The sequence below is a fragment of the Vibrio sp. 1CM8B genome, assembly GCF_023161685.1.
Lineage (GTDB): Bacteria > Pseudomonadota > Gammaproteobacteria > Enterobacterales > Vibrionaceae > Vibrio > Vibrio coralliirubri.
This window is the reverse complement of record NZ_JALNTU010000008.1, coordinates 118805-137855: the sequence shown is the minus strand read 5'-3', so window position 1 is coordinate 137855 and position 19051 is coordinate 118805. Positions and strand designations below refer to the sequence as shown.

Annotated in this window: 19 protein-coding genes; 12 read left to right on the top strand and 7 right to left on the bottom strand. The window is 47.3% G+C overall.

Annotation, left to right across the window (positions count from 1 at the left end):
• The first annotated feature begins 60 nt into the window (after positions 1-60).
• The 8 genes from gspG to MSG36_RS16450 all read left to right on the top strand — a co-directional run bounded on the left by gspG (position 61) and on the right by MSG36_RS16450 (position 5833).
• On the top strand, positions 61-504 hold the full coding sequence (gspG, locus tag MSG36_RS16485; protein WP_004741459.1) for a type II secretion system major pseudopilin GspG: 444 nt from the start codon (positions 61-63) through the stop codon (positions 502-504).
• Positions 505-582: 78 nt separating this feature from the next.
• On the top strand, positions 583-1176 hold the full coding sequence (gene gspH, locus MSG36_RS16480; protein ID WP_172380511.1) for a type II secretion system minor pseudopilin GspH: 594 nt from the start codon (positions 583-585) through the stop codon (positions 1174-1176).
• The gene (gene gspI, locus MSG36_RS16475; protein WP_048607624.1) at positions 1163-1558 is read left to right on the top strand and encodes a type II secretion system minor pseudopilin GspI; all 396 of its coding nucleotides are present in this window, start codon (positions 1163-1165) and stop codon (positions 1556-1558) included. Before gspH ends, gspI begins: the two co-directional genes overlap by 14 nt.
• Positions 1545-2312 carry a type II secretion system minor pseudopilin GspJ gene (gene gspJ / locus MSG36_RS16470; protein ID WP_248368843.1) on the top strand — a complete coding sequence of 256 codons (768 nt, stop codon included), beginning with the start codon at positions 1545-1547 and terminating at the stop codon, positions 2310-2312. The genes gspI and gspJ overlap by 14 nt, the downstream gene beginning before the upstream one ends.
• On the top strand, positions 2296-3345 hold the full coding sequence (gspK, locus tag MSG36_RS16465; RefSeq protein ID WP_050652106.1) for a type II secretion system minor pseudopilin GspK: 1050 nt from the start codon (positions 2296-2298) through the stop codon (positions 3343-3345). The genes gspJ and gspK overlap by 17 nt, the downstream gene beginning before the upstream one ends.
• Entirely contained in the window at positions 3314-4543 is a 1230-nt protein-coding gene (gene gspL / locus MSG36_RS16460; RefSeq protein WP_248368841.1) for a type II secretion system protein GspL, read from the top strand. The genes gspK and gspL overlap by 32 nt, the downstream gene beginning before the upstream one ends.
• A gap of 20 nt (positions 4544-4563) precedes the next feature.
• Complete coding sequence (locus MSG36_RS16455) at positions 4564-5052, top strand: type II secretion system protein M (RefSeq protein ID WP_248368840.1); 489 nt, start codon at positions 4564-4566, stop codon at positions 5050-5052.
• Position 5053: 1 nt separating this feature from the next.
• Positions 5054-5833, top strand: coding sequence for a type II secretion system protein N (locus MSG36_RS16450; protein WP_050711667.1), 780 nt, complete (start codon positions 5054-5056; stop codon positions 5831-5833).
• A gap of 102 nt (positions 5834-5935) precedes the next feature.
• Here MSG36_RS16450 and cysQ read toward each other — a convergent pair whose 3' ends face one another.
• From cysQ to MSG36_RS23915, 4 genes are all read right to left on the bottom strand, one after another.
• Positions 5936-6763, bottom strand: a complete 828-nt coding sequence (gene cysQ, locus MSG36_RS16445) for a 3'(2'),5'-bisphosphate nucleotidase CysQ (protein ID WP_048612454.1) — start codon at positions 6761-6763, stop codon at positions 5936-5938.
• 36 nt (positions 6764-6799) lie between these two features.
• A complete protein-coding gene (gene nudE / locus MSG36_RS16440; RefSeq protein ID WP_019826462.1) occupies positions 6800-7351 on the bottom strand; it encodes an ADP compounds hydrolase NudE in 552 nt (183 codons plus the stop codon).
• Positions 7352-7650: 299 nt separating this feature from the next.
• Entirely contained in the window at positions 7651-8235 is a 585-nt protein-coding gene (gene nfuA, locus MSG36_RS16435; RefSeq protein WP_048661415.1) for a Fe-S biogenesis protein NfuA, read from the bottom strand.
• 109 nt (positions 8236-8344) lie between these two features.
• Positions 8345-9058, bottom strand: coding sequence for a ComF family protein (locus tag MSG36_RS23915; protein ID WP_348983457.1), 714 nt, complete (start codon positions 9056-9058; stop codon positions 8345-8347).
• A 93-nt stretch (positions 9059-9151) separates the two neighbouring features.
• Here MSG36_RS23915 and bioH point away from each other — a divergent pair, with 93 nt between their 5' ends.
• Both bioH and MSG36_RS16420 read left to right on the top strand, forming a co-directional pair.
• Positions 9152-9928, top strand: a complete 777-nt coding sequence (gene bioH / locus MSG36_RS16425) for a pimeloyl-ACP methyl ester esterase BioH (RefSeq protein WP_048663065.1) — start codon at positions 9152-9154, stop codon at positions 9926-9928.
• 174 nt (positions 9929-10102) lie between these two features.
• Positions 10103-10576 (top strand): ATP-dependent Lon protease, encoded by a 474-nt coding sequence (locus tag MSG36_RS16420; protein ID WP_248368838.1) that lies wholly within the window; start codon positions 10103-10105, stop codon positions 10574-10576.
• 124 nt (positions 10577-10700) lie between these two features.
• Here MSG36_RS16420 and MSG36_RS16415 read toward each other — a convergent pair whose 3' ends face one another.
• Entirely contained in the window at positions 10701-13031 is a 2331-nt protein-coding gene (locus MSG36_RS16415) for a Tex family protein (protein WP_248368836.1), read from the bottom strand.
• Positions 13032-13694: 663 nt separating this feature from the next.
• The gene (greB, locus tag MSG36_RS16410; protein WP_048607646.1) at positions 13695-14177 is read right to left on the bottom strand and encodes a transcription elongation factor GreB; all 483 of its coding nucleotides are present in this window, start codon (positions 14175-14177) and stop codon (positions 13695-13697) included.
• Positions 14178-14355: 178 nt separating this feature from the next.
• Here greB and ompR point away from each other — a divergent pair, with 178 nt between their 5' ends.
• A complete protein-coding gene (ompR, locus tag MSG36_RS16405; RefSeq protein WP_008218409.1) occupies positions 14356-15075 on the top strand; it encodes a two-component system response regulator OmpR in 720 nt (239 codons plus the stop codon).
• 153 nt (positions 15076-15228) lie between these two features.
• The gene (gene envZ / locus MSG36_RS16400; RefSeq protein ID WP_248368835.1) at positions 15229-16524 is read left to right on the top strand and encodes a two-component system sensor histidine kinase EnvZ; all 1296 of its coding nucleotides are present in this window, start codon (positions 15229-15231) and stop codon (positions 16522-16524) included.
• A gap of 237 nt (positions 16525-16761) precedes the next feature.
• On the opposite strand, the gene recG is transcribed toward envZ, so the two are convergent.
• Complete coding sequence (gene recG / locus MSG36_RS16395) at positions 16762-18840, bottom strand: ATP-dependent DNA helicase RecG (protein WP_248368834.1); 2079 nt, start codon at positions 18838-18840, stop codon at positions 16762-16764.
• Between the last annotated feature and the right edge of the window lie 211 nt (positions 18841-19051).

Here is a 19051-nt window from a genome sequence, read left to right as displayed (position 1 = left end):
GATTAACGAGAAGAAGGACATTATTACCTTCAACTCGCTGTCTGTAATTTGGAGAAAATAATGAAAAATAAAATGAAGAAACAATCAGGCTTTACTCTACTCGAGGTGATGGTTGTTGTGGTTATCCTTGGCGTATTGGCGAGCTTTGTTGTACCTAACCTATTGGGTAATAAAGAGAAGGCAGACCAACAAAAAGCCATCACTGATATCGTGGCGTTAGAGAACGCGCTAGATATGTACAAACTGGATAACAGCGTTTACCCAACAACGGATCAAGGTCTTGATGCATTGGTTTCTAAGCCAAGCAGCCCAGAGCCTCGCAACTACCGCGACGGTGGCTACATCAAGCGTCTGCCAAACGACCCATGGGGTAACGAGTACCAATACCTAAGCCCTGGTGATAACGGCACTATCGATATTTTCACTCTTGGTGCTGATGGCCAAGAAGGTGGTGAAGGTATTGCTGCGGATATCGGCAACTGGAACATGCAGGATTTCCAATAAGCTTCAGCTTATTGTTTGATTCGCTATTGTTGCTTGATAGGTTATTGATGGTAGGACGTAAACGGATGGAGTCTAAAGGTGAAAACTAAGCAAACACAGCCAGGTTTCACCTTGATTGAAATTCTCTTGGTGTTGGTACTACTGTCAGTAACGGCGGTCGCGGTGATCGCGACCATTCCTACCAATAGCAAAGATGTTGCTAAAAAATACGCTCAAAGCTTTTATCAGCGAGTTCAATTACTCAATGAAGAGGCTATTTTGAGTGGTTTGGATTTTGGCGTTCGTGTTGATGAAAAGAAATCGACCTATGTACTGATGGCGCTTAAGTCTGAAGGCTGGCAAGAAGTCGACTTTGAAAAAATTCCCTCTTTAACTGAATTACCGGAAGAACTCGCATTGTCACTGACCCTAGGTGGTGGCGCATGGGAAGACGATGATCGGTTGTTCAATCCAGGAAGCTTGTTTGATGAAGATATGTTTGCTGATCTTGAAGAGGAAAAGAAGCCGAAACCACCACAGATCTACATCTTGTCGAGTGCTGAAATGACGCCATTTGTATTGTCGTTTTATCCAAATACCGGAGACACCGTGCAAGATGGTTGGCGTATTCGAGTATTGGACAATGGTGTGATTCGATTGCTAGAGCCAGGAGAAGAAGATGAAGAGGAATAACCGTTCTCCTTATCGTTCTCGTGGTATGCCCCTTGGTTCTCGAGGAATGACGCTGCTTGAGGTATTGGTTGCGCTCGCTATCTTTGCGACTGCGGCGATCAGTGTGATTCGTGCTGTCACTCAGCACATCAATACCCTCAGTTATCTCGAAGAAAAAACCTTCGCTGCTATGGTCGTTGATAATCAAATGGCTTTGGTGATGCTGCATCCAGAGAAGCTAAAAAAAGCGCAGGGCACACAAGAGCTGGCCGAGAGAGAGTGGTTTTGGAAGGTCACGCCAATCGATACTAGCGATGATTTATTAAAGGCGTTTGATGTGAGTGTGGCAACCAGTAAACAAGCTTCTCCAGTGGTCACGGTGCGCAGTTATGTGGTCAATTAAAAGCGTGTCGTTAGCTAAGAGCAAGTCGCTAAGTAAGAGCATGTCCGCCAATAAGCGTGTGCCTCGTAAACAAGGTCTATCTTCGAAAGGCAGAGGCTTTACCTTAATTGAGGTTTTAGTCTCGATCGCTATCTTTGCCACGTTAAGTATGGCGGCTTATCAGGTAGTGAATCAGGTTCAGCGCAGCAACGAGCTTTCAATCGAACGCAGTGCTCGTTTAAATCAACTGCAGCGTAGCTTGGTCATTTTAGATAATGATTTTCGCCAGATGGCGGTGCGAAAATTTCGTACCAACGGTGAAGAAGCATCATCTAAGCTGATCTTAATTAAAGAGTATTTACTGGATTCCGACAGCGTTGGCATCATGTTTACTCGCCTTGGCTGGCATAACCCACAGCAGCAGTTTCCTCGCGGAGAAGTCACCAAAGTGGGTTACCGCATTAAAGAAGAAACGCTTGAGCGTGTGTGGTGGCGTTACCCCGATACCCCTGTAGGTCAAGAAGGTGTGATTACGCCTTTGCTTGATGATGTTGAAAGCTTGGAATTCGAGTTTTATGACGGAAGCCGCTGGGGGAAAGAGTGGCAAACCGACAAATCACTACCGAAAGCGGTAAGGTTAAAGCTAACCTTGAAAGATTATGGTGAGATAGAGCGTATTTATCTCACCCCTGGTGGCACGCTAGATCAGGCCGATGATTCTTCAAACAGTGACTCTTCAAGTAGTAATGAGGGGAATAATGACTCATCGAACTAATAAGCTTGCACTGACAAGATCTGCCATGGGGCGCAAGCAGCGTGGTGTCGCGCTGATCATTATTCTGATGCTACTGGCGATCATGGCAACCATCGCTGGCAGTATGTCGGAACGCCTGTTTACTCAATTTAAGCGCGTTGGCAATCAATTGAATTACCAACAGGCTTACTGGTACAGCATTGGTGTAGAAGCGTTGGTGCAAGACGGCATTAGGCAAAGCTACAAAGACAGTGATACCGTCAACTTGAGTCAACCATGGGCGTTAGAAGAACAGGTATACCCGTTGGATTATGGTCAAGTTAAAGGCCGTATTGTTGATGCTCAGGCATGTTTTAATCTCAATGCGTTGGCTGGTGTGACGACGACTTCAAGTAACCAAACACCTTATTTAATTACGGTTTGGCAAACCTTGTTAGAAAACCAAGATGTTGAGCCTTATCAGGCCGAGGTTATCGCACATTCAAGCTGGGAATTTGTTGATAACGATACCCGAACCACCTCTTCAGCAGGTGTAGAAGACAGTACTTATGAGGCGATGAAACCATCCTATTTGGCGGCGAATGGCTTAATGGCGGATGAGTCCGAGCTACGAGCGGTTTATCAAGTCACTGGAGAGGTGATGAATAAGGTTCGCCCCTTTGTTTGTGCTCTGCCGAGCGACGATTTCCGTTTGAATGTGAATACTCTTACGGAAAAGCAGGCGCCGTTATTGGAAGCGATGTTTGCCCCCGGCTTAAGTGAATCGGATGCCAAACAGCTGATAGACAAACGCCCATTCGATGGTTGGGATACGGTGGATGCGTTTATGGCTGAACCGGCCATTGTGGGTGTGAGTGCCGAAGTCAGCAAAAAAGCGAAAGCATATTTAACTGTAGATAGTGCCTATTTTGAGCTAGATGCAGAGGTATTAGTTGAGCAGTCACGTGTACGTATACGGACGCTTTTCTATAGTAGTAATCGAGAAACAGTGACGGTAGTACGCCGTCGTTTTGGAGGAATCAGTGAGCGAGTTTCTGACCGTTCGACTGAGTAGCGAACCACAAAGCCCAGTGCAGTGGTTAGTTTGGTCGACAAGCCAACAAGAAGTGATAGCAAGTGGCGAACTGTCTAGCTGGGAGCAGCTTGATGAGTTAACACCTTACGCTGAAAAGCGCAGCTGTATCGCTTTATTGCCGGGAAATGAATGCTTAATTAAGCGTGTTGAGATCCCGAAAGGTGCTGCTCGCCAGTTCGACTCTATGCTGCCGTTTTTATTAGAAGACGAAGTCGCACAAGATATCGAAGACTTACACCTGACTATTTTAGATAAAGACGCAACGCACGCGACAGTGTGTGGTGTCGATCGTGAATGGTTAAAGCAAGCGTTAGAGCTGTTTCGCGAAGCCAATATTATCTTCCGTAAGGTGTTGCCAGATACACTGGCCGTGCCTTTTGAAGAGCAAGGTATCAGTGCATTGCAGATCGACCAGCATTGGCTATTACGTCAAGGTAACTATCAAGCCGTATCGATCAGCGAAGCATGGTTACCGATGTTTTTGCAAAGTGATTGGGTTGTTGCTGATGACGAAGAGCAAGCGACGACTATCTTCAGCTACACCGCGATGCCGAGCGATGACGTTCAACAGCAAAGCGGCGCGAATTGGCAAGCAAAGCCTGCTGAATTGGTAATGTCTTTGCTGAGCCAACAAGCAATCACAAGCGGCGTAAATTTACTGACTGGCACCTTTAAAACCAAATCTTCATTCAGTAAATATTGGCGTGTATGGCAGAAAGTGGCGATTGCTGCTTGTTTGCTAGTGGCTGTGATTGTGACTCAACAAGTGTTGAAGGTTCAGCAATATGAAGCGCAAGCACAAGCCTACCGCATGGAGAGTGAGCGTATCTTTAGAGCGGTGCTGCCTGGTAAACAGCGTATTCCGACGGTCAGCTACCTTAAGCGCCAGATGAACGATGAAGCCAAAAAATATGGCGGCTCGGGCGATGGTGACTCTTTGTTGGGGTGGTTAGCATTGCTGCCGGAAACCTTAGGTCAGGTGAAGTCAATTGAAGTCGAAAGCATTCGCTACGATGGTAATCGTTCTGAGATTCGACTTCAGGCGAAAAGTTCTGACTTCCAACATTTTGAGACCGCGAGAGTGAAGCTAGAAGAGAAGTTTACCGTCGAACAAGGTCCATTAAACCGTAATGGCGATGCCGTATTTGGCAGCTTTACTCTTAAACCCCATCAATAACCTGCGTAAGGAGATCAGTGATGAGAAATATGATTGAGCCACTCCAAGCGTGGTGGACTTCAATAAGTCAAAGAGAGCAACGATTAGTTATTGGTTGCTCAATTCTATTGGTGGTCGGTGTCGTTTATTGGGGGTTAATCCAGCCACTCAGTCAGCGAGCTGAACTCGCGCAGAGCCGTATTCAAAGCGAGAAGCAACTACTGGCTTGGGTAACCAATAAAGCCAATGAAGTGGTTGAGCTAAGAGGCAGCGGTGGCATCAGTGCCATTCAACCTCTGAATCAATCTGTGCCTGCTTCTATGCGTCGCTTTAATATCGAGCTTATACGTGTACAACCACGTGGCGAGATGTTGCAAGTGTGGGTAAAACCTGTGCCTTTTAATAAGTTCGTTGACTGGCTTACATACCTGAAAGAAAAACAGGGTGTTGAGGTTGAGTTTATGGATATTGATCGCTCTGATAACTCTGGGGTTATTGACGTCAACCGACTACAGTTTAAACGAGGTTAATGTGAAACGCGGTTTATCTTTTAAGTATGGCCTGCTCTTCAGTGGCATCTTTATCGTCTTTTTTTCGGTCAGCTTGTTGCTGCACTTGCCGGCTTCTTTTGCTCTCAAGCAGGCTCCTGCTGTGCGAGGTTTGAGTATCGAAGGCGTTGAGGGCACCGTTTGGCAAGGCAGCGCTAACAACATCGTGTGGCAGCGCGTTAATTACGGTTCAGTGCAGTGGAATTTCCAGTTTTCTAAGCTATTTCAAGCCAAAGCAGAACTGGCGGTTCGTTTTGGTCGTAACAGCGACATGAACTTATCAGGTAAAGGGCGTGTCGGGTACAGCATGAGCGGCGCGTATGCAGAAAACTTAGTGGCCTCAATGCCTGCTATGAACGTGATGAAATACGCCCCAGCCATTCCAGTACCGGTTTCAATTGGTGGACAAGTTGAACTGACGATTAAGCATGCGGTTCACGCTCAGCCTTGGTGTCAATCCGGCGAAGGTACACTGGCTTGGTCTGGTGCTGCAGTCGACTCACCTGTTGGCTCGCTAGACCTTGGTCCTGTGATTGCGGACATAACCTGTGAAGACAGCACCATTGCAGCGAAAGGCACTCAGAAGAGCGATCAGGTAGACAGTGAGTTCTCAGCGAGCGTAACACCTAACCAACGCTACACGTCGGCGGCATGGTTTAAGCCGGGTGCGGAATTCCCGCCAGCAATGCAGAGTCAGCTTAAGTGGCTGGGCAACCCTGATAGCCAAGGTAAGTACCAGTTTACTTATCAAGGCCGTTTTTAGCTAAACAGCTAAGGGCTACTAAATTACGAGATATAAAAAACGGGCGCCTCATTGAGGTGCCCGTTTTGTTTGAATAATGATAGCTACAGGGAGCAAACTCGCCTAGTCTTTGCCTTGTAAGATCTCTGCCCACGGTAAGTCTGCATCACCGAGTACAATGAAGTTCGGATTCTCAAGCGTTTCTCTTTCATTGTAAGATAGTGGTTCTAATTGAGTACTTAAGATACGTCCGCCAGCTTCTTCAACAATGCACTGCGTTGCGGCGGTATCCCATTCTCCGGTTGGTCCAAGGCGCAGATAACAATCCACAGCCCCTTCTGCTACTAAACATGCCTTAAGCGCTGCTGAGCCTAGAGGAACCAAATCATAATTCCATGCTGAGCTCATACGGCTAGTGATGCGATTGATGTCTTGGCGACGGCTGATCGCCATTGCGATTGACTGGTTTGGCAGCTCGTGACGATGCGTTTTGATTTTCACGCTGTCATTAAGGTCTGGGATCTTCCAAGCGCCTTTGCCACTGTAAGCGTAATAGCTCACACCTGAAACGGGAGCGTATACCACGCCCATTACTGGCTTGTTATGTTCGATTAGGGCGATAATTGTCGCGAAATCACCACTTCGTGCGATGAACTCCTGGGTACCGTCCAGTGGGTCAACCAACCAGTAGCGATCCCACTGAGAACGTTGCTCTAGGCTGATGTCCGCGGCTTCTTCAGACAACACTGGAATGTCAGGCGTGAGCTCACTGAGTTTTTTCGAAATCAGCTTATGCGCCGCAAGGTCGGCACTGGTGACAGGTGTGTCATCACTCTTGGTGAACTCTTCGTAATCTTTTTTCTCGTAGATCTCTAAGATGAGTTGGCCAGCAGAGCGAGCAATCTCAATGACAGAGGGTAGGAGGTGAGACAAATCTTTTGTTATTGGCATAAATGTTCTCTTACTCTTAGAGCGAGCCTGAATGTTCTAGTTATTGTTTAATACACGAAGGCTTAAAAGCAGGGCTGTAATACTACGAGCCTCACAGAAATCTAGATGTGTTAACAGTTCTTCGGCTTGAGCAAGTGGCCAGCGCACAATGTCGAGTGGCTCTGGCTCATCACCTTCTAGCTTTTCTGGGTAGAGGTCTTCTGCGATAAACAGCGTCATTTTGCTAGAGAAGTAAGAGGGCGCAAGGATCACTTCCTTTAGCGGAGTAAGTTTGTTGGCACCGAAGCCAATCTCTTCTTTAAGTTCGCGAACGGCGGCTTCGTTTGGCTGCTCACCTGGATCGATAAGCCCTTTGGGAAAGCCCAGCTCATAGCGTTCTGTACCCGCTGCGTATTCACGCACCAACAGAATATCGCCTTGTTCAGTAATCGGAACCATCATTACTGCGTTGCGGCCGCTAGGCTTCATGCGTTCGTAAGTGCGCTGTTCGCCGTTTGAAAAGCGTAAATCGAGAGACTCGATAGAGAATAGTTTTGATTGAGCGACAGTTTGCTGAGCCAAAATCTCTGGCTTGGTCCTTTTTGTCATTGCGCTCGCTCCTTAGCTCATTGGAATTCTTTCTTATAAAGTCATTCTAATATAGGGGAAATGACGTTGAGTTCCTAGATCCGAGTTTTCATATCCTAGAATTATTAGAGCAGGAACCGATTGCGATCACTTGAATACCTTACTCAAGATGGTAACCAACCGAGAATTCTGGTTATTTCGTTCAGGAATACAAGAGCATAGTGAGATCGTGTTCGAACGTATCTGTTTAGCCCCAAAACAAAAAAGGTTGATGCTTGCGCATCAACCTTTTTAATCAGTGATTCATACTAACTGAGTAATTAGTAGTAAGAGTGCTCACCACGATCGTGCTCAGTTGCATCACGAACAGCAGTCAGTTCACCTTCGAATTGTTGAAGAAGTTCTTTCTCGATGCCTTCTTTTAGCGTTACATCAACCATAGAACAACCGTTACAGCCGCCACCGAATGCAACGATAGCAGCGCCGTCTTCAGTGATTTCAACCAAGCTAACGTGACCACCGTGACCAGCAAGCTGTGGGTTAACCTGCGTTTGGATTGCGTATTCAACGCGCTCTAGAAGTGGTGCATCGTCTGATACTTTACGCATTTTAGCGTTTGGTGCTTTGAGCGTTAGTTGAGAGCCCATTTTGTCAGTCACGAAGTCAATCTCAGCTTCGTCTAGGAATGGTAGGCTTAGCTCATCTACGTATGCAGAGAATGCTTCGAAAGAAAGCTTTGTATCAGACGCTTCGATAGCATCTGTTGGGCAGTAAGAAACACCACACTCAGCGTTTTGTGTGCCTGGATTTACCACGAACACACGAATGTTTGTACCTTCAGGCTGCTGTGACAGCAGATTGGCAAAGTGAGTTTGAGCTGTTTCTGTAATAGTAATATTTGACACGACGAATACCTGAGTAAATTTGTAGGTTATTAGCGCCATTCTACTCCTGTCAGATTTGTAATTCAGCCCTTTTTTGTTGGATTGCTGTACAAGTAGTGATTCACAGCTTTTATCCAGAGGGCTCAGGAGTGCGGCAGATGCAGTAAATATCAATCCTTTTAACGCCCACTTCAAGTAGTAATTGGCATAATTGATACACAGTACTGCCGGTGGTTACAACATCATCAATTATCGCGACGTGAGAGGGGATAGTTCCTTGAACGTCTTGTTTTCGCAGCGCAAAAGCACTCTTTAGATTGTGTAATCGTGCGGATTTAGTCAGCCCCTGCTGCGAAGCAGTTGAGCGAATTCGACGAAATAGCACATCACTTTTAACGCCAAGCTCTTGAGCCGTGTAATTGGCTAGCAGCTGACTTTGATTAAAGCCGCGATGAGTGTATCGACGCCAATGCAGAGGAACGCTGGTGATCAGCGGAGCAGGATGTTCGATACGTGATGCCAATAGCTTAGATAAATCACGTGCAAACCAAAACTTATCAGCGTACTTCATTTTCTGAATATAACCTGCTGTTGGAAAGGTGTAGTCCCCAACGCAATAGAGGCGATGCCACGGCGGTGGTTTTGATAAGCACTCGCCACATTGTTCGACAGTGGTGACTGTTTTTAAACCACATCGCTGACAGCGTGGCACTGGCTCAAAGAGTTTGAGACAAGAATTGCACCATCGAGGGTGTTTATCACTGGGCAGTTTATCGAGTTTGCACAGGTGGCATTGAGGTGTGACCAGACGTGGTGTGTGTTTTTGTAGCCAATCGGATAACATAGCTCGCGATGCTTTTGGGTTATGGTGTTCCTTTTGCTAACCATACTGAAAAGCGCGGATTATCGCTGATGGAAAAAGTAGGGAATATTGAGAATGAGTGACGCGTTATATTGGCATGTTTCTGGGCAAGGGCCTGATTTAGTACTGGTTCACGGCTGGGGAATGAACGGTGCGGTATGGCAACAAACCGTTAATGCATTACAAGCTGATTTTCGAGTGCATGTTGTCGATTTACCAGGGTATGGACACAGCGCGCACTGCCACGCTCAAGATCTTGAAGAGATTGCTCAGCAACTGTTGGCCGAAGCACCAAAGCAAGCGATTTGGGTGGGTTGGTCACTTGGAGGTTTGGTCGCAACGCACATGGCTCTCCATCACTCAGATTACGTAAGCAAGCTGGTGACTGTCGCCAGTTCTCCTAAATTCGCGGCCGCAAAAGAGCCCGTATTATGGCGAGGCATTCAGCCCAACGTATTAAGCGCATTCACCGAACAACTGGTTGAAGATTTCCAAACCACCATCGAACGCTTTATGGCATTGCAAGCCATGGGCAGCCCTTCAGCAAGGCAAGATGTAAAACAACTTAAGCAAGCAGTGCTGTCTCGCCCGTTGCCGAACCCTGAATCATTATTGGCAGGATTAAAGATGCTGTCGGATGTCGATCTGCGTGAACAACTGCCTGAGATTTCAGTGCCAATGCTGCGCTTGTATGGTCGATTAGATGGATTGGTGCCAATCAAGGTTGCCAAAGACTTGGGGAATGCTCTGCCTCATACCGAGCAATATATCTTTACTCAGTCTTCACATGCGCCGTTTATGACCGAAGCCGATGCCTTTTGCAGTGAACTGGTCAGTTTCGCCCAAAAATAATCGCTAAATTTATCGCCGGCTTGGTCGATATATAATCTAACCAACGTGTTGCTTGATACTCAGACCTAACTCTCTCCTGAGCTGATTGCAGTAAGTTGGGCTATGCCTGTTGTGCTGACTCACAGTACAACAGTGTTATAGCAATAACGATGGGCGATTCTTGAGGAGTTCGCGATGATTGTGTCACCTGCAACTGCAGTGAGTGTGCCACTTATCGCCCCGTCCGTTAATGTGCAAACAGAGCAAGTTGCGCGTGATAATAGAGTTCGAGAGCCTGTTGCTCCCGCAGTAGCGTTGGCGAAAACCAATGCAGAGCGAAAGGTAAAGTCGGACGATAAGCGAAGGCAGCAGTCGGCTTGGGATCCTTCAGACCATCCTGGTTATGAAATGGATAACGAGTCAGAGGCCAATTCGATTAGCCAAGAAGAGCCACAAGATCCTTTTGATAGGTTGTTCAGCTTGTTGGCACTGAGAACATACAGTGCTGACCAAGGAAAGGGCTATACCATGCGTTTTCGCCTGCCAAAGCATGTTTTAGATGCGGCGATTCAGGAGGGACAGATGGAGAAACGACGTAAGGTCATAAAATATCATTATGGTCATGCTGTTGCGCCTCATGCTCCATCAGAGATGCTGGTCGTGTTGTAAATCGAAAACTTATGACCCAACCAAGCTTCGATGTCTTTTTTGAACACATAATAAAAACCTGCATACCCTAAGGGATGCAGGTTTTTTGTTTTAAGCACATCAGCTTTTTAGATGAGCTAATGGATTATTTTTTCGCTTTAGCAAAGGCTGCGGCAAAAGCACCGCCCATCGCCGCGTTTTGTTGCGGCTCCTCACGACGGCGTTGTCCACCTTGTGAATTTTGGTTCGGGCGGTTTTGCGTGCGAGGTGCACTTGAACGTTGAGCACGGTTATCTTGTCCCGGCTCGTCCTTCATACGCATGCTCAGTGCAATACGTTTACGCTGAACATCGACTTCCATCACCTTCACTTTGACGATGTCACCCGCTTTAACCACTTCACGGGGGTCAGAGACAAAGCGATCGGTGAGCGCTGAAATATGCACTAAGCCATCTTGGTGAACACCGATATCAACGAAGGCACCAAAGTTGGCCACGTTAGACACCACACCTTCTAGAATCATGCCCGGTTCTAAGTCTGAAACGCTGTTTACGCCATCAGCGAAGGTGGCGGTCTTGAACTCAGGGCGAGGGTCGCGTCCCGGTTTATCCAGCTCCTTGATGATGTCGCTTACCGTTGGTACACCAAAGTTTTCATTGGTGTAATCAATCGCATGCAAGCCACGCAGGAAGTCTGTGTTACCCACCAGAGATTTGATGTCTTTGTGGTTTTTCTCAGCGATGCTTTTCACCACAGGGTAAGCTTCTGGGTGAACCGATGATGCATCGAGAGGGTTCTTGCCGTCCATAATTCGTAGGAAACCAGCACACTGTTCAAAGGCTTTTGGCCCCAAGCGAGCGACTTTCTTCAGCGTAGTACGTGCTTCGAAGCGACCATTCTCATCACGGAAATCCACGATGTTTTGAGCGATGGTGCTAGAAAGGCCCGCTACGCGAGTTAGCAGTGCGGCAGACGCAGTATTCACATCAACGCCTACGGCGTTTACACAGTCTTCGACAATCGCATCGAGGCGCTTAGCGAGCATAGTTTGGCTCACGTCGTGTTGGTATTGACCCACACCGATCGATTTAGGGTCAATCTTCACCAGCTCTGCCAATGGATCTTGCAGACGACGCGCGATAGACACCGCACCACGGATCGATACGTCCATGTTCGGGAATTCTTTTGCCGCTAACTCAGATGCTGAGTACACCGATGCACCTGCTTCGCTAACTATAATTTTTTGCGCTTTTAGGTTGCCACGCTTAATCACATCAGCCACGAAGCTGTCGGTTTCGCGTGAAGCCGTGCCGTTACCAATCGCAATCAGGTCGACATTGAACTGACGAACCATCTGCTCAACAACGTGTGCTGACTTGTCGTATTGCTTTTGCGGTGGGTGAGGGTAAATAGTCTCTGTCGCTAGAACTTTACCTGTTGAGTCCACAACAGCGATTTTCGAACCGGTACGTAAACCTGGATCCAAGCCCAATGTTGCTCGAGGGCCAGCAGGCGCAGCCATTAGCAGGTCTTTAAGGTTGGTTGCGAATACTTCAATTGCTTCGATCTCTGCTCGTTCTTTCATCGCGCCCATCAATTCGGTTTCCATGTGCATAGAAACCTTGATGCGCCATGCCCAGCTAATCACTTGCTTACGCCAAGCATCTGCAGGAGCGCTGCTTAGGGTAATGCCGTAGTGATCAGAGATGATGTTCTCGCAGTATGAACCACGTACACCTTCTTCTTGCTCTGGGTCTGCGTTCATTGCCAGTGTTAGGAAGCCTTCATTTCGGCCACGCAGCATTGCAAGGGCACGGTGAGACGGTACTTTGCTAAGCGCTTCGTTGTGCTCGAAGTAGTCTTTGAACTTCTCACCTTCGTTCTCTTTGCCAGCCACAACACGAGCACCAAGCTCTGCATTGCGGTTTAGGTGTTGGCGAATCTTTTCAAGCAGGTTTGCGTCTTCCGCAATGCGCTCCATGATGATCGCGCGTGCGCCATCCAGTGCAGCTTTGGTATCGGCAATGCCTTTGTCGTTGCTAATAAAGTTGGCAGCTTCGGTTTCTGGATCGTGTTGTGGTTCAGTCCATAACGTATCGGCAAGTGGCTCTAAGCCTGCTTCAATCGCGATCTGACCTTTGGTACGGCGCTTTGGTTTGTATGGAAGGTATAAATCTTCTAGACGAGTCTTGCTGTCTGCTTGAGTGATATCACGCTCGAGTTCTGGCGTGAGTTTTCCTTGGTCTTGAATCGACTTAAGAATCGTTTGGCGGCGATCGTCTAGCTCGCGAAGATAAGAAAGGCGGCTATCAAGGTTACGTAGTTGGGTATCGTCTAAGCCACCCGTAACTTCTTTACGGTAGCGGGCAATAAAGGGAACGGTGTTACCGTCGTCAATTAGGTTTACTGCGGCAGTGACTTGCTCAGAACGGACATTCAGTTCTTCAGCGATCAGTCGACAGATAGCTTGGCTCATCCGATGAATCTCTTATTTAATATCATGACAAATACATGGGGGTGAGCGTACGCTTTTTCTAGCTTTGGCTGTGTAATTATCCTGTCAGAAGTCGAATTTCCGTTTGTGATACCTGCTTTGTGCGAGATCTCTTACAAGTGATGTGAGACTAAGTCTCTTTAAATCGATGAAACTGTCTTGAAATTAAGCTAAGTCACTGATTTTATTTGATTGTGTATTTTCGGGTGTATTTCCCACCTGAAATGTTTTTTGGGACTATCTAGGAAACTCGCTCAATTATCGTAATATTTAACTTGTCGACAGGGAGTTGGCAGGAACAGGAAAAAGCCTAATGGACTAGGTATCTTCAGGATGAAGATTTGATTACTTAGGATGAGTGGTCAGCAAGGAAGTGATAATCTCTGGATGAGATTCGCCAGTCAGGATGACAGGCTAGAATGGACACCGCTAGGATGGCGATGAACAAAAAGGAAATTGGTTAAAGGATTTAGCCACTATCAAGGAAAGATGCAGGGAGCACCTTATCTCGAAGAGATAAACAGTAGCCGGATTGCTGCGATAGAGACTTAACCCCGCTAGGCGAAAGCCTTGCGGGGTTTTCTTTTATCCGGAGTTTGAGTTTTCTGAACACTCAGCTCATCGCTAAGTGTCTATTAAGTTTGGTTATTCGTTGTCTGCGTAGCTGATCGAGTTAATGAACCACTCTTTGTCGCCTTCCGGTGTTTTTACCGTAAACTCATCATCCACTTCTTTCTTAAGCAGAGCTCTAGCCATTGGTGAGTCGATAGAGATATAGCCTTTGGCATCGCCGTAGATCTCTTCTGGGCCGACAATTCGAAACTTCTTAATTTCCCCATCATCATTCTCAATTTCGACCCAAGCACCGAAAAATACCTTACCTTCTTGTTGTGGCGAGTAATCCACGATCGTGACATCAGGTAGGAACTTTCTTAAGAAACGCACTCGGCGATCAATCTGACGAAGCAGACGCTTATTGAAGGTGTAATCTGCGTTTTCTGAGCGATCTCCAAGGCTTGCAGCCCAAGTGACTATTTTGGTGATCTCTGGACGCTTCTCGTGCCATAAGTGGTCATGTTCGGCTTTGAGTTTGTTATAACCTTCTCGGGTGATAAGTTTGGTTTTCATAAATCTTACTTAATGAAATGATGATCTAAGATAGAATATATAGAAAGGCAACATACGTTAACAATTATTTAGGCGACTTTTTCTCCAATAATGTTACATTTTTAATGTCTTATACCAATATACAATTTACCAAGAATGCTTAACCTTAGGTTTAAGCTTTAATAGGTGGAACCATTACATGCAAGAAAACTACAAAATTTTAGTGGTCGATGACGATGCTCGTTTACGTGCACTGTTAGAGCGCTATCTGTCAGAGCAGGGCTTTCAAGTGCGTAGCGTGGCAAACAGTGAGCAGATGGACCGCCTGTTAACCCGTGAAAATTTTCACTTGATGGTATTGGATTTAATGTTGCCGGGCGAAGATGGTCTATCGATCTGTCGTCGTCTACGAAACGCAAACAACTCGCTACCAATCCTGATGCTTACTGCAAAGGGTGATGAAGTGGATCGCATTGTGGGCTTGGAAGTGGGTGCTGATGATTACCTGCCAAAACCATTTAACCCACGTGAACTGCTTGCTCGTATTAAAGCGGTACTGCGTCGCCAAGTCATTGAAGCGCCGGGCGCACCAAGCACAGAAGAGTCTGTGGTTGAATTTGGTGAGTTCCGTTTGAACCTAGGTACTCGCGAAATGTTCCGCGGTGAAGAGCCAATGCCTCTTACTTCTGGTGAATTTGCGGTACTTAAGTCATTGGTAACGAATGCTCGTGAGCCAATGTCTCGCGATAAGCTGATGAACATGGCTCGTGGCCGTGAGTATTCAGCAATGGAGCGTTCTATCGATGTTCAGATTTCACGTCTGCGTCGTCTAGTGGAAGAAGATCCAAGCAAACCTCGCTACATCCAAACGGTGTGGGGCTTAGGTTATGTATTCGTTCCAGATGGCAAAGCTGTGTAATCCAGCTTAATAAGCTCTACAGCAGCTTTATCGATTCTGTGAATCTTACGGGTCATCTCATTAATATGCGATGGCCCGTTTTCTATTCAGCACAATGGTTTAGAGTTATAGTCATATAACACTTTCTTTATCTTTCTACATCTCGGGTACCCCATGCGTATACGTAGCTCCTTTACTCAGTCGATAGTGCTTTTCTTAACGCTATTGGTCGCTAGCCAAATTTTTTCTTATTACGCGGTGTTTAACTATGCGTTGATGCCGAGCTTGCAGCAGTTTAATAAGATTTTGGCTCACGAGCTAAACCTAGTATTGGACCAAGGCAGTGATATCGAGATTGATGCGCCATTGCGTCAGCGTGTGCTTGAACAGCTTGGGGTAACCGTTCACGCCAAGGACAGCGAAGCGGCGGGTGAGTATTACCATGCGGTCGCAATCGACTTAATGAGTGAGGAGATGACCAAAGAGCTGGGCTCTGAAACTGAAGTGCGGCTGATCTTGGGCAATGAAAGCTATGTGTTGTGGATGGACATTGAGCAGCTGCCTAACTCTTTGATTCGTATTCCGCTGTCTGAGCTGCAAGAAGAAGATTTTGCCCCGCTATTCCGTAACAGCCTGATCATGGCGTTGTTGATTGTTGCAGGTGGTTGGTTGTTTATTCGCTTGCAAAACCGGCCGTTGATAGCGCTAGAGAAAGCCGCGCAAGGTGTCGGGCGAGGTGATATTCCACCGCCATTGCCAGTTCAAGGCGCACAAGAGATTCGCTCGGTAACTCGAGCCTTTAACCAGATGTCGAAAGGCATCCAAGAACTAGAAGAAGACCGCGCCTTGTTGATGGCGGGTATTAGCCATGATTTGCGTACTCCGTTAACGCGTATTCGTTTAGCGACTGAGATGATGTCACCAGAGGATGCCTACTTAGCTGAGGGGATCATCAGTGATACCGAAGAGTGTAATGAGATCATCAGTCAGTTCATGGATTACCTAAAGCCTGTCGACCGAGATTCATTCCAAGCGGTGTTTGTCGATGATATTGCTCGTGAGGTATCAAGCTCTGAGGGTGGCTACGAGGTTCAGATTGAAACCGATATTCCAGAGTCAATGAAGCCAGCGTTAGGTAACCCGATCGCGATGAAGCGTGCGGTGAGTAACTTGGTGGTGAATGCGCTGCGTTACGGCAATGGTTGGGTCAAGGTGTCGACCGGCATGACGGCGGATAACAAGCTTGCTTGGGTGACGGTAGAAGATAATGGCCCGGGCATCCCGCAAGATCAGATTGGTAAGCTGTTTGAACCTTTCACGCGCGGTGACACGGCTCGTGGCAGCGAAGGTACGGGCTTAGGCTTGGCAATTGTTAAGCGTATTGTCAGCCAGCACCAAGGTGCCGTTGTGGTCAATAACCGCAGTGAAGGTGGCTTGAAGGCGCAGATCAGTTTCCCGGTTAAGCCTTAAATACTATTGGAAGTTGGGGAGCTGTATAGAGATCCCCGACTCGGTCATTCTTCCCTCTCGGGGATGACGAATTGCTAACTATGGACCTTGATGACGGAAGTTTATTTTGATCGTCATTCCCTATCGTGAGGAACGAACGAGTAGGGAATCTCGCTCTTGATTGATGAAAGTAATACGCATGAAAAAGGCTTCCAGATGGAAGCCTTTTTGCGTTTTAAGCCGGAATATAAGGGCTAACTAAGCCTTCGAATAAACATCGCGTTCACCCAGCCAGCGGTTGATGATCGCCTTGGCGTTGTCTGGGTAGCTATCATGAATATGACGCGCAATACGCTGAACTTCTGGGATTAAACGTTGGTCTCGTACCAAGTCGGCAATCTTGAAGTCGGCCAAGCCTGTCTGTTTGGTGCCAAGCAGTTCGCCGGGGCCACGAATCTCTAAGTCACGCTGTGCAATAACAAAGCCATCGTTACTTTCACGTAGTACACCTAAGCGCTTCTGAGCGGTTTTAGACAGCGGTGAGTGATACAGCAATACACAATGACTTGCGACTGAACCACGGCCAACACGGCCACGCAGTTGGTGAAGTTGCGCTAAGCCAAGACGTTCTGGGTTCTCGATGATCATTAAGCTCGAATTCGGCACATCCACGCCCACTTCAATCACCGTAGTCGCGACCAACAGATGAAGCTTGTTCTCCTTGAACTCTCGCATTACTGCCTGTTTCTCAGCAGGCTTCATTCGGCCGTGCACCAAGCCAATTTTTACATCAGGTAGTTTGCGTTGCAGCTCTTCTGCAGTGTCAGCCGCGGCTTGAGCTTCTAATACTTCTGATTCATCAATCAGTGTACACACCCAATATGCTTGCTTGCCTTCATTGATACACGCATTACGCACTCGCTCGACAATGTCATCACGTTTGGTATCAGGGATCGCTACGGTTTGAATCGGTGTTCGTCCCGGTGGTAGCTCATCAATGATTGAGGTTTCGAGGTCGGCATAGGCGGTCATGGCCAGCGTTCGCGGAATCGGTGTTGCGGTCATCACCAACTGATGTGGGTAATAGCCTTGTTTGGCGCCTTTCTCTCGCAACTCTAATCGCTGGTGAACACCAAATCGGTGTTGCTCATCAATGATGACTAAACCAAGGTTTTTGAACTCGACATGCTCTTGGAATAGAGCATGAGTACCGACCACCATTTGTGCTTCGCCACTGGCAATATGCGCCAGTTCGGTTTCACGAGCTTTGCCTTTGAGTTTACCTGCGAGCCAACCGACTTGGATACCCATTGCTTCAAACCAGTTAGCAAAGTTGATTGCGTGCTGCTCGGCTAATAGTTCAGTTGGTGCCATCAGTGCCACTTGCTGACCATGTTCGAGTGCGCGAACCGCCGCGAGTGCAGCGACTAAGGTTTTACCTGAGCCCACATCACCCTGCACTAAACGCATCATAGGGTGCGGCTTCTCAAGGTCAGCTTCGATCTCTTTAGTCACTCGTGCTTGAGCATTAGTTGGAGAAAACGGCAGCTGAGCCAATAACTTATCTTTCAGAGTATTCACAGGAGGAAAAGGCATCGCCTTGTCTTGCTGTCCTTTGCTTCGAACAGACAGCATCGACAGGTTTTGAGCTAGCAGTTCCTCCATAATCAGGCGCAGCTGCGCAGGGTGTTTACCTTCATCAAACAGCTCTAGGTCGATGCCCGGAGGTGGTCTGTGAATGGTATGCAGTGCTTGTGCAAGGGTGATTTGGTGGTCGTATAAACCTGATGGGAGAAGCTCGTTAACCGCCGCTTTGTCTATTAGGTCGAGCGCTTGGTCAGTGAGGTTGCGCAGCGTGACTTGTCTTAGCCCTTCGGTGGTTGGGTACACCGGAGTTAGGTTGGCTTCCACATCTGGTTGCTGCCTTGGTGCAAAGAACTTGTAGTCAGGGTGAACAATCTCAAGCCCCATATTGCCGCGCTTGATCTCACCGTAGGCATGTACTTGCTTGCCTTCGGCAAAGTTATTCTTCATTCCTGCCGTAAAGTTGAAAAAGCGCAGCGTAATAGTGCCGTTACCATCGCTGATCTTTACTGCGAGCATCTTACGTTTACCGAAAATGGTATCGACGTGCATCACCTTGCCTTGCACTGCAGCCCATAGGCCTGCGTGCAGTTTTACGATCGGATAGATGCGTGTTCTATCTTCGTAGCGTAAAGGAAGGTGAAACAGTAAGTCTTGTACGTTGTTAAGCCCAACCTTCTCCAGTTTCTCTGCGACTTTTGCGCCGACTCCAGATAAAGAGTTGAGAGGGATTGCAGATAAAAGCTGTGACATAACAAGGCTCATAAACGTAAGAGAGATAATCTATTCAAGCATTTTACTGGATTTTTGTACAGGATAAAGCTTAGAAGCAGATACGGGATGCGAGTAAACGGGATACGAAAAGACTAAGAGCGAGTACGAGATGTATGTAAATGGGATATGAGAGGAATAGGGCAGTACAAAAAATTAAAGCAGACTCGAAATACGATAGGTTGAGTGGTGA

Coding starts and splice junctions, on each gene's coding strand:
- gspG (WP_004741459.1), top strand. CDS start 61: ATGAAAAATAAAATGAAGAAACAATCAGGCTTTACTCTACTCGAGGTG.
- gspI (WP_048607624.1), top strand. CDS start 1,163: ATGAAGAGGAATAACCGTTCTCCTTATCGTTCTCGTGGTATGCCCCTT.
- gspJ (WP_248368843.1), top strand. CDS start 1,545: ATGTGGTCAATTAAAAGCGTGTCGTTAGCTAAGAGCAAGTCGCTAAGT.
- gspK (WP_050652106.1), top strand. CDS start 2,296: ATGACTCATCGAACTAATAAGCTTGCACTGACAAGATCTGCCATGGGG.
- MSG36_RS16455 (WP_248368840.1), top strand. CDS start 4,564: ATGAGAAATATGATTGAGCCACTCCAAGCGTGGTGGACTTCAATAAGT.
- cysQ (WP_048612454.1), bottom strand. CDS start 6,763: ATGCCAATAACAAAAGATTTGTCTCACCTCCTACCCTCTGTCATTGAG.
- nudE (WP_019826462.1), bottom strand. CDS start 7,351: ATGACAAAAAGGACCAAGCCAGAGATTTTGGCTCAGCAAACTGTCGCT.
- MSG36_RS23915 (WP_348983457.1), bottom strand. CDS start 9,058: ATGTTATCCGATTGGCTACAAAAACACACACCACGTCTGGTCACACCT.
- bioH (WP_048663065.1), top strand. CDS start 9,152: ATGAGTGACGCGTTATATTGGCATGTTTCTGGGCAAGGGCCTGATTTA.
- MSG36_RS16420 (WP_248368838.1), top strand. CDS start 10,103: ATGATTGTGTCACCTGCAACTGCAGTGAGTGTGCCACTTATCGCCCCG.
- MSG36_RS16415 (WP_248368836.1), bottom strand. CDS start 13,031: ATGAGCCAAGCTATCTGTCGACTGATCGCTGAAGAACTGAATGTCCGT.
- greB (WP_048607646.1), bottom strand. CDS start 14,177: ATGAAAACCAAACTTATCACCCGAGAAGGTTATAACAAACTCAAAGCC.
- ompR (WP_008218409.1), top strand. CDS start 14,356: ATGCAAGAAAACTACAAAATTTTAGTGGTCGATGACGATGCTCGTTTA.
- envZ (WP_248368835.1), top strand. CDS start 15,229: ATGCGTATACGTAGCTCCTTTACTCAGTCGATAGTGCTTTTCTTAACG.
- recG (WP_248368834.1), bottom strand. CDS start 18,840: ATGTCACAGCTTTTATCTGCAATCCCTCTCAACTCTTTATCTGGAGTC.